The organism is Rhodococcus sp. NKCM2511 (genome assembly GCF_014905595.1).
GTDB lineage: Bacteria > Actinomycetota > Actinomycetes > Mycobacteriales > Mycobacteriaceae > Rhodococcoides > Rhodococcoides fascians.
Genome location: NZ_BNHJ02000002.1, coordinates 364,031 through 377,064 on the forward strand (window position 1 = coordinate 364,031; position 13,034 = coordinate 377,064).

Genomic DNA, 13,034 nt, shown 5'->3' on the forward strand with positions numbered 1-13,034 from the left:
ACGTCGATGCCGGACGCACGTCTCGAACAACCCCCTCTTGGAAAACTAAAGACCAGGTGGCGCAGCGATTCTGGTGGCGATCAACGCGTACGCCTTTGCGCTGTCGGTCAATTGCTGCACGGCGACGGACTCGTCCGGCCGGTGCGCCTGGTTTTCGATCTCCCCGGGACCGAGCACGACGGTGCGGATACCCATCTGCTGTGCCACGAAACCACCATCGCACGAAGCCGTCCAGATGTCAGTGAAACCGGCAGATCCGATGTCGCGAACCGATTGCATTGCAGTGGTGACCAATCCATCGTCCGCAGCGGTCAGAAAGCCCGGCATTTCCATCGACACCTCGAGATGTACCTCGATTCCCGAACCGGTGATACCTGCCGCGTCGATCCGCGAACGCAGGTCGTCCACCACCTCCGCAGCGCTCTCATCGGGTAGCAGCCGACGGTCGACCGTGAGCACGCACCGGTCGGCAACCATCGACGTACCGGTGCCTCCCGTCACGGTGCCCACGTTCCAGGTGGCGGGACCGAGTTCGGCGTGTGGATCCTCGTCCAATTCGATCTGCCAGTCCTCGATGACGGCGACGATGCGGGCGGCAGCGGATATCGCATTGGCACCGTTACGCGGACGACCTGCATGAGCCGAACGCCCGCGCACGTCGATCTCGATATTCGCGGCTCCTCGGCAACCGACGATGGTCACCAGGTCCGTCGGCTCGGCCACCACGCACCCCTGGAAACGACGGGGTCCCGGGTCGGCCACGAATGCTCGAATACCCGAGCCCGTGTCTTCCTCATCCACCAGACACGCCAACGTCATCGGGAAGCGATCTGCAAGACCTGCACGGTTCACCGCATCCATAGCGGCCACCACTGCGGCCACTCCCCCCTTCATGTCGCATGCTCCCCGCCCGACCATGCGCCCCTCTCGCACGACCGCGGTGAACGGATCCGTCGTCCAGCCCGTGCCCGCCGGAACGACGTCGGAGTGGCCGACGAACAGGACCCCCGGGGTGTCATCGGGTCCGATCGAGGCGACCACGTTCGGTCTGCCGGGAGCGACCTCGACCGTGCGAACGTCGAATCCCAGTGCGCGACATCGCTCCGCGAGTATTTTCGCGCACTTTTCTTCGGTGTCGCCCGGATTTTCACCGCCCGCCTCGATCAACGCGGCTGTGAGAGAAACGATCTCGTTCTCGTCGACGGCGTCGAGCAGAGACTGCTGGGCACTCGGAACGGTCATCGCGTGGGGTCGGAGGCGAGCAGATGCTTCGATTTTTCCACCGCGACGGCCAACCGCCTGATGCCTTCCTCGATGCGCTCGGGTGTCGACGAGGCGAAGCACAGCCGTAGCGAATCGTGAAACTTGCCGCCCACCGACAATGCCGGTCCGGGAATGTAGGCAACTCCTTCGGCCAGTGCGGTTTCGAACAGGTCCTGCGTCGAGAAATCGTGGTCGTTTCCACGTAACGTCGCCCACAGAAAGAAGCCCCCGTCGGGGTCCGTGGTGGACATCGCGTCACCGAAGTGTGTCGCAATGCTGTTCTGCATCGCCATTTTTCGCGGTAGGTACACCGCAGCCAGCGACCGCAGGTGCTCCTCGAGCAGCCCGCGCCGGATGTACTCGGCCACCATCCTCTGGGCCGGAAGATTCGTACAGGTGTCCATCGCCTGCTTGGCGTTGACGATCAACCGACGCGCTTCGGGGGCCGCGTCCACCCACCCCACGCGCAGACCGGGAGCGATCATCTTCGAGAAGGTCCGCACCGAGAAGATCAGCGGATCGTTCGGACTCAGCGCCCCGAAACTCGGGATCGGGTCCCCCGAGAAACGCAGCAGGCCATAAGGATCGTCGTCGAGAATCACTGAACCCCATCGGTGTGCCAACTCGATCAACAACAGTCGACGCTCGAGTGACAGCGTGACCCCGGACGGATTCTGAAAGTTGGGAATCACGTAGATCATTTTCGGTAGACGCCCGGCTCGCTCGACGAGTTCGGGTAACGCCTCGACGATGAGACCGTCACTGTCCATCGGTGCCTCGAGAATATCGCCGCCGTAGCTCAGCACGGTGGCAGTTCCGTTGGTGTACGTGGGACTTTCGACGATGACCAGATCACCGGGATCGACGAACAGCTTGCAGGCGATGTCGAGACCCTGCATGCCGCCCGAGGTGATGACGACCCGATCCTCGGACGTGGGTTCGCCGACGGACTCGAGATACGCCAACAACGCGTCGAGCAGACCCGGATCACCCTCGGTGGCACCGTAATCGAAGGCGTCCGCTGTGAGCGCACTGCCGGCGATCTCGGTGAACGCGGCAGCCGGAACCGTCTCGGCTGCAGGAGATCCCATCGCGAACCTGACGATGTCGTGTTTCTGGGCGGCGAGAAGCGATGTCGACGAGTCGATCACCGATCCCACCAGTTGGTCGGTGCGCAGGGCCCAGGGAATGGCAGGAGTGGAGCCTGCGGAACGACCCTTTTGGTCAGGAGTGGAGCCTGCGGAACGACTCGAAGTAGCAGGAGTGGAGCCTGCGGTGGAGGTGGTCATGTCTCACTCCTTCGTCAGTAGTTCTCGGGGGTATGCGGTGAAGGTTTCGACGCCGGTGTCGGTGACTCGGACTGCTTCGGACACCTCGTATCCGTAGTCGTCCATCCACATTCCGCCGATGATGTGAAAGGTCATGTTCTCGGCCAGGACGGTCTCGTCGTCGGTGCGTAGGCTCACCGTGCGCTCGCCCCAGTCGGGGGCGTACGCGACGCCGATCGAGTAGCCGATGCGCGAGGGTTTGTGGAGGCCGTGCTTGGCCAGGCTGGTGTTCCATACCTGAGCCAGCTCGGTTGCGGTGACCCCGGGGCGGACCGTTGCCAGTACCTCGTTCAGCGCTTCACCGGTGGATTCCGCGAGGTATTTCAGACGCGGACTCGGCTTGCCGAGCACGATCGTGCGGGCCATCGGAATGTGGTACCGCCGGAACACCCCGGCCAGTTCGACGACGGTGGTCTCGCCGCGGACGAACCGTTGGTCCGACCACGTCAGATGCGGAGTGTCCGCTCCTGCCCCGGTCGGCAGCATCGGCACGATGGCTGGGTGATCGCCGCCGAAGTCGGCTGTGCCGCGTACCTGTGCGTTCATGATGGCGGCAGCTGCATCGCACTGCCGTTCCCCTACCGAAATCGCGTGGTGCGCAGCAGACATCGCGGCCTCGCACACCGTCGCCGCGCCGCGCATCAACGCGATCTCGGCCGGCGACTTGACCACGCGGATCCAATTGACCAACTCGTACGAGTCGGTGAATCGATACTCGGGTAGCGATTTGACGAGCGCTTCGAAGGCCTTGGGGCTGAAGTAGTACGAGTCCATCTCCAGTCCCACTTGACCGTGCTCGAAGTTGTTGACCAACCCCAACTCTCGTAGCTTGGCGGCTACCCAGACGAACGGGTGGGTGTCTCTGCGCTGAACGAACGTCTCCGGGTATCCGAAGGTGTGGTCCTGCGGCAACCACGACGTACGGAACGCACCGTTGGCATCCATCTCGCGAGCGAAGAAGTACAGCTCGCCGTCCAGCGGCAGGTACAGCATTTGCGGGGTATAGAACGAGAGTGCGTTGTAGCCCAGCAGATAGTAGAGATTCGCGGGGTCGGTGACGATCAGCGCAGTCAGGTTCTGCGACGCCATGCGCTGACGGACGGCTGCGAGCCGGTCGGCGTATTCCTCGTCGGTGAACGTGATGGGCGTGCTGTTCGGTACGTCCGGGTAGCGAGCCAGGCCGGGAGCAGCCCGTCCTGGAGTCTGCGCGGGTCCGATTGCGGTGACGTAGGCATCGTCGGATGAGGCGTTCACGGGCACCCCCTTCGGGAGGTCTTTTAGTAGATTGTTGACAATCAGGCTATCCGCAGGTGTCGGTGGGGAGCAAGGGCTGCCGTGTTAAAGCTGTGTTGCGCCCGAAGGCTCTACCCGGGTGTGGCGAGTACGGATTGCTCGGCCTGCTCGTCGACCATGGCTCGCGTCAGATCGTGCACGGCGGTGTCCATGTGTTCGTGGACGCCCATCTCGAGCGCATCCCAATCCGATCCCAGCAGCAGATCGACGATCAGCTGATGTTCCTCGACCAGGGCTTCGGGACGGTAGTAAGCAGTTTCGAGATTTGCCATGCAAATGCGTGCCTCGGCCGCCAGCGTGGCGTACATACGAGACATCCGACTGTTTCTCGTGGCCGCTACCAGGGCAGTGTGAAAGGCAAGGTCGCGTTCGGCGAGGCCACGCCAATCCGCCCGATCGATGAAAGGCTGCATCTGCATCACGATGGCCGAGAGTTCGTCTGCGGTCTTGATCAGCTGGGCACGATCTCCATGTACCAGAGTCCATGCCGCACCGACCTCGATCGCTGCACGCGACTGGTAGATCTCGGCGACGTCGCCGCTGCTGAGCTCGACGACGAACACACCGCGGTTGCGGTAGCTGACGAGCAGTCCCTCCTGATTCAGACGCTGCAACGCCTCTCGCACGGGGCCACGTGAAATCTCCAGCTCCGCCGCGACATTCGCCTCGTTGATCTGTTCTCCGGGCGCGTAGGACCCGTCGATGATGCGATCGCGAATCTGATCCGCGATCACCATCGACGTGTTGCGTGCGTCGATTGGTGTCAGGCGTCTCGAACCGGGCATGATCAGAACCTTCCTCAGCTGCGGGGAATCGCGAAGTATTTGTACTCCAGAAACTCGTCTATTCCGACTTTCCCGCCCTCGCGGCCGAGTCCCGATTGTTTGACACCACCGAACGGGGCTGCCGGATTCGACACCAGCCCGGTGTTGAGCCCCACCATGCCCACCTCGAGGCGCTCCCCCATTCGCAGAGCCCGATCGATGTCCTGGGTGAACACGTATCCGACCAGTCCCCATTCGGTGTCGTTGGCCAGCGCGACGACCTCGTCCTCGGTGTCGAAGGGAACGATGGCGGCCACCGGTCCGAATATTTCCTGGGACATCAGATCCGATTCGGTATCGACATCGGTCAGGACGGTCGGTGGGTAGAAGTAGCCCGGCCCGTCCGGGGCCGCACCACCGACGACGGCGCGGGCACCGCGCGCGAGAGCATCGTCGACCAGAGCCTGGACCTTGCCCCGGCCTGCGTCGTCGATCAGCGGCCCCACCTCGGTCCCGTGAGAAGCGCCCGCGCCCACCCTCAGCGCGCCCATTCGGTCGGCCAAAGCATCCGAAAAGCGTTGTGCCACACTGCGGTGAACGAAGAACCGGTTCGCTGCGGTACATGCTTCGCCCATGTTGCGCATCTTGGCAACCATGGCTCCGTCGACGGCGCGGTCGAGATCTGCATCGTCCATGACCACGAAGGGTGCATTCCCGCCCAGCTCCATCGACGTCCGCATCACCGTCGCCGCCGCTTGTTCGAGCAGAATCTTGCCCACTGCCGTGGATCCTGTGAAGCTGATCTTGCGGGCAGCGCCGCTGCTCATCCACGACCCCACGACACCCGACGCATCGGTGGTCGGCACGATGTTGACGACGCCCGCAGGCACCCCCGCCTCGTGGAGAATCTGAACCAGCGCAAGTGCGGTCAGCGGCGTCTGCTCGGCGGGCTTGAACACGACGGTGCAGCCTGCCGCAAGGGCAGGCCCGATCTTGCGAGTTCCCATCGCCAGCGGGAAGTTCCACGGCGTGACGAGAATGCAGGGCCCGACCGGCGCGCGGGTGACCACGATGCGGTTCTTCCCGTCTCCGGTCAGGGTGTGATCACCCGAGATGCGTACCGCTTCCTCGGAGAACCAGCGAAAGAACTCGGCTCCGTACGCCACCTCGCCGCGCGCGTCGGCGAGCGGTTTACCCATCTCGGCGGTGATGATCGCAGCGAGCTCCTCCGAGCGGGCCATGATCATCTCGTATGCCGTCCGCAGTATGTCGCTTCGCACTCGCGGTGCGGTGGCCGCCCACTCCGCCGCGGAGTCGACGGCTGCAGCAAGCGCTTTCTCTGCGTCCGCGATACCGCCGTCCGCAACCGTGGCGATGACCTCGCCCGTGGCCGGGTCCACGACGTCGAATCGGGCGTCCGATACCGACGGAGACCACGCACCACCGATGAAACAGTCTGTGGGAGAGGTGATGCGCGGACGCGTGAGGCTGGTGGTCGAGCTGGCGGTCATGGCCGCGGTCCTTTCGTCGAACGTGGATCGAGTATCTGTGCCAGGTGTACGGATGCATCGTCGCCCGAGTCACCGGTCAGTTGGCGCACCTGCATGTGACAGCTGAATCCATCGGTCAGAACTGGAGTGTCGGGTTCGGTAGCCCGCAACGCGGGCGCGAGAGCCTGCTCGGCGACATCCATGCTGAGCTCGTAATGCCGACTCTCGAAGCCGAAATTACCTGCTACACCGCAACATCCGGTGGCCTCACGTACCGACTCGACGCCCACGGCGGCGAGGGCCCGGCGCTGCGTTGCATCGCCGAACACGGCGTACTCGTGGCAGTGAGTCTGCACCGTGACCGCAGCCGGCATGTCGCCCGAGGGCTGCCAGCCCGCGCTTGCTTGATCGATCACCGCTCCGGCGAAGCTCTGGACGCGCGCCGCGACCCTCCTTGCCGCGTCCGTGGGGACCAGTTCGGGCATGTCCTTACGGAACGCGGCCGCACAGCTCGGTTCGGTCACGACGATCGGCCTGTCGGTACCGTCGTCCAGCGCCGCAACGGCTTTCGTCAGCTGCTTGCGAGCGGACTTCAGCTGACCCGTCGAAATCCACGTCAAACCGCAACACACATCCGTTCGGCATTCGGTGGTGCGTCCGGAGTCTTCGAGAACGCGTTGTGCCGCACCAGCGACCTCGGGGCGAAATCCTTGTGTGAACGTGTCGACAACGAGCACCACATCGGCGTCGCGGCCACCGCCGACTCGGACGGCATCGGCCAGTTCCTTCGACGACGCGAACCGAGGCAATGCGCGTTCGGTGGTCAGCCCACCCAGACGTGCCGCCACTGCCGACACCCGGGGTGTCAGCAGACGATTGAGCAGCGGTGCCGTTCGCTTCGTCACCGCGAGCCATCGAGGCAACCACCCGAGCGAGTAGTGCGACAGCGGCCGCAGCCGCCTCGCATAGTGATGGTCGAGGAACTCCGATTTGTACGTGGCCATGTCGACGCCGACGGGACAGTCCGAGGAGCAGGCCTTGCACGACAGGCAGAGATCGAGCGACTCCGCAACGTCCTTCGATGCCCATCCGTCGGCCACCGTCGGAGAACTGCGCACCATCTCCTGCAGCACCCGCGCCCGGCCCCGCGTCGAATCCTTCTCGTCACCCGTCGCACGGTAGCTCGGGCACATGACGCCACCGGTTGTCGTTCGACATTTCCCCACGCCCACACAGGATTGGGTGGCATGGACGAACGGGTCCAGATCGGATCGCGACCCTATCTGGTGCAGATCGAAGCTGGTCTTCCACTCCCGGGCCGGGATGCCTTGAAGCATCAGGTTGTCCATCAGGGGTTCGGGGTCGGTGATGGATCCGGGGTTCAGGATTCCCGCGGGGTCCCAGATGCGCTTGAACCGGGAGAAGGCGTCGAGCATGCGAGGGGAATACATGACCGGCAACAACTCCGAGCGCGCGCGGCCGTCACCGTGCTCGCCCGAAAGACTGCCGCCGTGCTTGACGACGACGCGTGCGGCAGCGCGCAGGAAGTCGTACATCACTCGTCGTCCGGCGTCGGTGCGTTGGTCGAAGGTGATCCGTACGTGCATGCAGCCGGCACCGAAGTGGCCGTACATCACTCCGGTCAAGTCGTATTCGGCCAGTAGCGAATTCAGGTCCGCGAGATACGCCGACAGGTTCTCCGGTGCCACGGCGGCGTCTTCCCAACCGCCCCAGGACTCGACTCCACTCGCCAGGCGCGTCGCCAAACCGGCGCCGTCCTCGCGCACCCGCCACAACGCTGCGCGATCGGCCGCATCGGTCACGATACGACCCTCCTTGACGCGCCCGAGCCGACCGAGAGCCTCGAGCAACCGAGATGCCTTGTCCTGCACTTCTGTCGCATCGGCCCCGTCGAGGTCGACGTACAACCAGGCATTTCCTGCAGGGAGCCCCCGTACCGAGTCCGGTCCGCGGCGATACTCCATCGTGCCGGCGATGTTGTCGTCGATTCCTTCGACGGCGGCGGGTGAGAACTCGAGAATGGTCGTCACGTCCGCCGCGGCGGCCACCACGTCGTCATATCCGAGACACAGCAGCAGTGCGGCCGGGGGTACGGGCACGACGGCGACGGTCACCGACACGATCACCGCGCAGGCACCTTCGCTTCCGACGAGGGCCCGGGCAACGTCGAAACCGTTCTCCGGCAACAGATGCGAGAGGTGGAATCCCGATACCTGACGTGGGATGCGACCCAACTCGACCCGCAGAAGGGCCAGGTTGTCCGACACCAGCGAGCGCAGCTCGTTCGAGATACGCTCGGCTGCAGCGACAGCCGCCGAGTCCTGGGTTCGCAGCGCCTGCACACCGGCGCGCGTGACTCGCAGCAGGTATCCGTCGGCAGTCACCACGTCCATGGCCACCGTGTGATCGGCGGTGCGACCGTACCGCACGGAGTGGTTACCGCACGCGTCGTTGCCGACGGCCCCGCCCACCGTCGCCCGGGTCTTGCTGGACGGATCGGGCGCGAAGGTGAAGGCACCGTCGGTCCGCGTCACCAACTGACGTTGCAACTCCGAGATGACGATCCCGGGCTCGACGACGGCAGTCCTGGACTCGGTGTCGACCGAGAGCACCCGGTTCATGTGGCGCGAGAAGTCGAGGACGATTCCACGGCCGATTGCGTTGCCCGCCATGGAGGTACCGCCGCCACGCCCGATGACGACAACGTCGGCGGCGGCACACAGCGACACGACCGTAGCCACTTCGTCGGCGCTGCGCGGGAAGACGACAGCGGCCGGCGGGACTCGGTAGTTCGACGCGTCGTAGGAGTATTCGGCCAACCGTCGGGACGAATCGTCGACGTCGATGCCCAGTCTTCGTACTCGCTGTACGAGTGCGGGCACCTCGGAACGAACAGGGGCTGCTGTCACAGGACGTTCTTCAATGTCCGCGACAACGCGTCGAGTCCGAACGTCATCTCGTCGTCGTTCACGATCAGTGCGGGGATGATACGAACCACGTTGCCGAGCGCACCGCAGGTGAGCAACAGCAGCCCTTCGTCGATGGCACCCTGTTGCACCCGCAGAGCAGCGGCGGCGTCGGGATTGCCCGAGCTGTCGACGAATTCGAGCGCCTGCATCAATCCGAGTCCCCGAGCATCACCGATGGCCGGGTGCTGTTCCTTCAGCGCGAGAAGGCTGTCGAGGAGAACTCGGCCCTGCGCTGCCGCGTTGTCGACCAGACCTTCCTCGCGCACGACGTCGAGGGTAGCGACTCCCGCCGCAGCAGCGACGGCGTTGCCGCCGTAGGTTCCGCCTTGCGACCCCGGCCATGCCTTGCCCATCAGCTCTGCCGATGCGGCGATCGCCGAGATCGGGAACCCGCTGGCGAGTCCTTTTGCGGTGATGAGGATGTCGGGAGTGATCGACGAGTGCTGATGGCCCCAGAACGTTCCGGTGCGTCCGACTCCGGCCTGCACCTCGTCGACTATCAGGACGATGCCGTGGGTGTCGGCGCGTTCGCGCAAGCCCTCGAGGAATGCAGGGGGCGTGGGCAGGTACCCGCCGTCGCCCAGCACCGGCTCGATGATGAACGCAGCCGTGTCGGCGGGGCTGGACATCGTCATCAACAGGTAGTCGAGTTCCTTCAGCGCGAAGGCGACTGCGGTGTCCATGTCCCATCCGTACCGAAATGCATACGGAAACGGTGCGATGTGCACCCCACCCATGATCGGCGAGAATCCCGACCGGAACTTGGTTCCCGCCGTGGTGAGCGATGCAGCCGCCACCGTTCGCCCGTGGAAGCCGCCGTGGAATGCAACGATGTTCGGTCGACCGGTTGCCATGCGCGCCAATCGGATCGACGCCTCGACTGCCTCGGATCCCGAGTTCGCGTAGAACACACTGTCCAACCCGGCAGGCAACACTTCTCCGAGCTTGTCCGTCAGCGCGAGCAGAGGCTGATGCATGACGGTCGTGTACTGGGCGTGGATGATCTTGCCCACCTGCTCGCGAGCTGCCTCGACCACGCGGGGATGGCAATGACCGGTGCTGGTGACGCCGATGCCGGTGGTGAAGTCGAGGTATTTGCGCCCGTCGGTCCCGATGATCCAGCTGCCCTTTCCGTGGTCGACGACAATCGGGGTCGCCTGCTTGAGTGCGGGGCTGAGGTGGGTGCGAGTCGACGCTGTCATGGGTGCCATCGTCACCCACCGATTACGGATTGTCAACAATCTGCAATTGAAAATTCCGGGCGGGATCGACCCGTTCGGTCGAGCCGAGAGCGATAGGGTTCGGTCGTGTCCGCATCGAACCCTCGCTCGAACAGCCCACGCATCGTCGTACTGGGCAGCATCAACATGGACCTGATCACTCGGACCCCCGCCCTGCCGGAACCGGGCGAAACCGTGTTGGGGACCTCGTTCGACACCGCTCCCGGCGGCAAAGGTGCCAACCAGGCGATCGCGGCGTCGAAGTCGGGAGGTCGCGTGAGCTTCGTCGGGGCGGTCGGCGACGACGAATTCGGGCCGACACTGCGGCACACACTCACCAGCGCAGGCGTCGACGACCACGCTCTGCGAACCGCAGCAGGAGCGTCCGGTATCGCCGCCATCACCGTCGACGACCGAGCCGAGAACAGCATCGTGGTCGTCGCCGGAGCCAACGGCGGTGTACACGAGCTCACCGACGACGACCTGGCAATCATCGACGAGGCCGATATCCTGCTGTGCCAGTTGGAGATTCCCCTCGAGACCGTGCTCGCCGCGTTCGAGTACGCGCACTCCCACGACGTCGTGACGATGCTCAACCCGTCCCCCGTCCAGGATCTGCCCGACGCTCTGGTTACCGCCACCGACGTCCTGGTGGTCAACGAGGCCGAGGAAGCGCGCATCGGGAGCCGAGCGAAGAACATAGAACATGTGGTCACCACGCTCGGCGCACGAGGCGCGAGATACCGCGGCTCGGAATCGTTCGAAGTACCTGCGCCGAAGGTCGAGGCGGTCGACACCACCGGAGCGGGTGACGCTTTCGCCGGGGCACTCGCGGCGTCCTGGTCGGGCGGTCCCCGCGCTGCAGTCGAATGGGCCGTCGCCGCAGGTGCTTTCGCTGCGACGGGAGCGGGCGCGAGCTCGTCCTCGGGAACGAGGGCCCAGATCGAATCCCTTCACCGTGCGGACGCGCGATGACTGCGTACGACCCGACCGAGCTTCGCCTGCTGCGCCGCGCGCGCGATCGGATGGATCGCGATTTCGCGCAACCGCTCGACGTCCCGTCACTCGCCAGAACCGCGCTGATGTCCACTGCACATTTCAGTCGCCGTTTTCGGGAGGCCTACGGCGAGACGCCGTACGCGCATCTGATGACACGACGGATCGAGCGCGCCAAAGCGCTGCTGCGACGCGGAGACGTCACGGTCACCGAGGCGTGCTTCGCCGTCGGCTGTACCAGCCTCGGGTCGTTCAGCTCGAGATTCACCGAGATCGTGGGCGAGACACCGAGCGCCTACCGCGCCCGCGATCATCGTGGCAGCCATGCCGTACCCAGCTGCACCGCGATGGTTCTCGGACGCCCGATGCGAGGGCCCACATCCCCGACGGCGGCGGTGACCGAGCCGAGCAGAATCGAAGAAGCATCTGCGGCCGGGGCGTCCTAGCCTTCATCCATGACACTTTCACTGAGCCACGTTCACGTCTACACCGACGACCCCGATGCCTCGGTTGCGTTCTATCGAGACGCTCTCGGACTCGAGGTCAAGAGCGAGGTGGCCAACGACGGCTACCGCTGGATCACGCTGTCCACCAGCGAACAACCCGAAATCGAGGTCGTGTTGTCGCAGCCGTACGCGGGCCGTTCTCGGGAACTGGGCGATCAGCTCGCCGCGCTGCTGGCCAAGGGCGAGTTGCCGGGACTACTGTTCCGCGCCGACGACCTCGACGCCGCGTTCGAGCGGATCCGCGCGGCGGGTACGGGCGAGATACTGCAGGAGCCGACGAGTCAGCCCTGGGGTGCCCGCGATGCCGCGTTCCGTGACCCGGCCGGAAACATGGTGCGCGTCAGCCAAGCCTGAAGTGTGGCGCCCGCCTCGACTACAGAGCCGAGGCGAGCGCCAGACCGCCACCGCACGCGAGTACGGACGCCACCAGTGTGCCGATCGCGTTGACGGCGGCGTCGACCCGACGGCCCTGCTGCAGTAACCGCACGGTGTCCACGGTCGAGGTACTGAAGGTGGTGTAGCCCCCACAGAACCCGGTTCCGAGAACTGCCTGCGCATCGGTGGAGCCGGCGCGCAGCATCACCCAGCCGGCCAGCAACCCGAGCAGGAACGAGCCCGAGATGTTGATGCCGACGGTTGCCCACGGGAAGCTCGTGCGCGAGCTCAGCCGTGACTTCACCTCCGCATCGACGAAGAATCGCGCGACCGACCCGAGCGCGCCGGCCAGGATCACCAGGGCCGCGATCATCGGATCACCGTGTTGGCGAACATGATTCCGGCTCCGGCCGCCACAACTCCCAACACCACACTGACGACGGCGTATGCCGACGCCAGTCCGGTGAATCCGCCCCGGACACCCTCGACCGTTTCGAGGGCGAAGGTGCTGTACGTGGTGAACGCGCCACAGAACCCCGAACCGCCGAGCAACCGGAGCCGACGCCGTCCACCCGTATCGGGACCACTGCGCAGCAGCGACTCGAGCAGCAACCCCAGCACGAACGCACCGACGATGTTGATTCCGAAGGTGGCAAGAGGCCACTGCGACGTCGTGTGCGGGAGACGTTCCTCGATCGCATAGCGAGCAGCAGTGCCTGCCGCGCCGCCGACGAATACCGTTGCCAAGGCCGCGAGGTTGCGATGCGATGCCGGGTCGCTCACCGCCGGCTCTGCTCTCTGTCGTACCG

The 13,034-nt window shown here is 64.8% G+C and carries 12 protein-coding genes; 3 read left to right on the forward strand and 9 right to left on the reverse strand.

Going from position 1 to position 13,034, the window contains the following annotated elements:
* Positions 1–45: 45 nt before the first annotated feature.
* The 7 genes from JLZ96_RS18395 to JLZ96_RS18425 form a co-directional block, all read right to left on the reverse strand.
* Positions 46–1,242: a M20 family metallopeptidase gene (locus JLZ96_RS18395; protein WP_032389264.1), complete on the reverse strand. Its 1,197-nt coding sequence runs from the start codon at positions 1,240–1,242 to the stop codon at positions 46–48.
* Positions 1,239–2,552 carry a PLP-dependent aminotransferase family protein gene (locus JLZ96_RS18400; protein ID WP_236254148.1) on the reverse strand — a complete coding sequence of 438 codons (1,314 nt, stop codon included), beginning with the start codon at positions 2,550–2,552 and terminating at the stop codon, positions 1,239–1,241. The genes JLZ96_RS18395 and JLZ96_RS18400 overlap by 4 nt, the downstream gene beginning before the upstream one ends.
* Before the next feature lie 3 nt (positions 2,553–2,555).
* A complete protein-coding gene (locus JLZ96_RS18405; protein WP_268963058.1) occupies positions 2,556–3,734 on the reverse strand; it encodes a Xaa-Pro peptidase family protein in 1,179 nt (392 codons plus the stop codon).
* A gap of 221 nt (positions 3,735–3,955) precedes the next feature.
* Positions 3,956–4,669, reverse strand: coding sequence for a GntR family transcriptional regulator (locus tag JLZ96_RS18410; RefSeq protein WP_236254149.1), 714 nt, complete (start codon positions 4,667–4,669; stop codon positions 3,956–3,958).
* 14 nt (positions 4,670–4,683) lie between these two features.
* On the reverse strand, positions 4,684–6,159 hold the full coding sequence (locus JLZ96_RS18415; RefSeq protein WP_167329680.1) for an NAD-dependent succinate-semialdehyde dehydrogenase: 1,476 nt from the start codon (positions 6,157–6,159) through the stop codon (positions 4,684–4,686).
* On the reverse strand, positions 6,156–9,068 hold the full coding sequence (locus JLZ96_RS18420) for an FAD-binding and (Fe-S)-binding domain-containing protein (RefSeq protein WP_201010919.1): 2,913 nt from the start codon (positions 9,066–9,068) through the stop codon (positions 6,156–6,158). The genes JLZ96_RS18415 and JLZ96_RS18420 overlap by 4 nt, the downstream gene beginning before the upstream one ends.
* Positions 9,065–10,330, reverse strand: coding sequence for an aspartate aminotransferase family protein (locus tag JLZ96_RS18425; protein WP_201010920.1), 1,266 nt, complete (start codon positions 10,328–10,330; stop codon positions 9,065–9,067). The genes JLZ96_RS18420 and JLZ96_RS18425 overlap by 4 nt, the downstream gene beginning before the upstream one ends.
* Positions 10,331–10,495: 165 nt before the next feature.
* Here JLZ96_RS18425 and JLZ96_RS18430 point away from each other — a divergent pair, with 165 nt between their 5' ends.
* From JLZ96_RS18430 to JLZ96_RS18440, 3 genes are read left to right on the forward strand one after another with little or no spacing between them, the layout of a single operon-like run.
* The gene (locus JLZ96_RS18430; RefSeq protein ID WP_236254168.1) at positions 10,496–11,323 is read left to right on the forward strand and encodes a ribokinase; all 828 of its coding nucleotides are present in this window, start codon (positions 10,496–10,498) and stop codon (positions 11,321–11,323) included.
* Complete coding sequence (locus JLZ96_RS18435; protein WP_027497545.1) at positions 11,320–11,790, forward strand: helix-turn-helix transcriptional regulator; 471 nt, start codon at positions 11,320–11,322, stop codon at positions 11,788–11,790. Before JLZ96_RS18430 ends, JLZ96_RS18435 begins: the two co-directional genes overlap by 4 nt.
* 9 nt (positions 11,791–11,799) lie before the next feature.
* On the forward strand, positions 11,800–12,204 hold the full coding sequence (locus tag JLZ96_RS18440) for a VOC family protein (protein ID WP_201010922.1): 405 nt from the start codon (positions 11,800–11,802) through the stop codon (positions 12,202–12,204).
* 19 nt (positions 12,205–12,223) lie between these two features.
* On the opposite strand, the gene crcB is transcribed toward JLZ96_RS18440, so the two are convergent.
* Together crcB and JLZ96_RS18450 are read right to left on the reverse strand one after the other, a co-directional pair.
* Positions 12,224–12,598: a fluoride efflux transporter CrcB gene (gene crcB, locus JLZ96_RS18445; RefSeq protein ID WP_027497547.1), complete on the reverse strand. Its 375-nt coding sequence runs from the start codon at positions 12,596–12,598 to the stop codon at positions 12,224–12,226.
* Positions 12,595–13,008 carry a CrcB family protein gene (locus tag JLZ96_RS18450; RefSeq protein ID WP_201010923.1) on the reverse strand — a complete coding sequence of 138 codons (414 nt, stop codon included), beginning with the start codon at positions 13,006–13,008 and terminating at the stop codon, positions 12,595–12,597. The genes crcB and JLZ96_RS18450 overlap by 4 nt, the downstream gene beginning before the upstream one ends.
* Between the last annotated feature and the right edge of the window lie 26 nt (positions 13,009–13,034).

Coding starts and splice junctions, on each gene's coding strand:
- JLZ96_RS18415 (WP_167329680.1), bottom strand. CDS start 6,159: ATGACCGCCAGCTCGACCACCAGCCTCACGCGTCCGCGCATCACCTCT.
- JLZ96_RS18400 (WP_236254148.1), bottom strand. CDS start 2,552: ATGACCACCTCCACCGCAGGCTCCACTCCTGCTACTTCGAGTCGTTCC.
- JLZ96_RS18440 (WP_201010922.1), top strand. CDS start 11,800: ATGACACTTTCACTGAGCCACGTTCACGTCTACACCGACGACCCCGAT.
- JLZ96_RS18425 (WP_201010920.1), bottom strand. CDS start 10,330: ATGACAGCGTCGACTCGCACCCACCTCAGCCCCGCACTCAAGCAGGCG.
- JLZ96_RS18410 (WP_236254149.1), bottom strand. CDS start 4,669: ATGCCCGGTTCGAGACGCCTGACACCAATCGACGCACGCAACACGTCG.
- JLZ96_RS18435 (WP_027497545.1), top strand. CDS start 11,320: ATGACTGCGTACGACCCGACCGAGCTTCGCCTGCTGCGCCGCGCGCGC.
- JLZ96_RS18430 (WP_236254168.1), top strand. CDS start 10,496: ATGGACCTGATCACTCGGACCCCCGCCCTGCCGGAACCGGGCGAAACC.
- crcB (WP_027497547.1), bottom strand. CDS start 12,598: ATGATCGCGGCCCTGGTGATCCTGGCCGGCGCGCTCGGGTCGGTCGCG.
- JLZ96_RS18395 (WP_032389264.1), bottom strand. CDS start 1,242: ATGACCGTTCCGAGTGCCCAGCAGTCTCTGCTCGACGCCGTCGACGAG.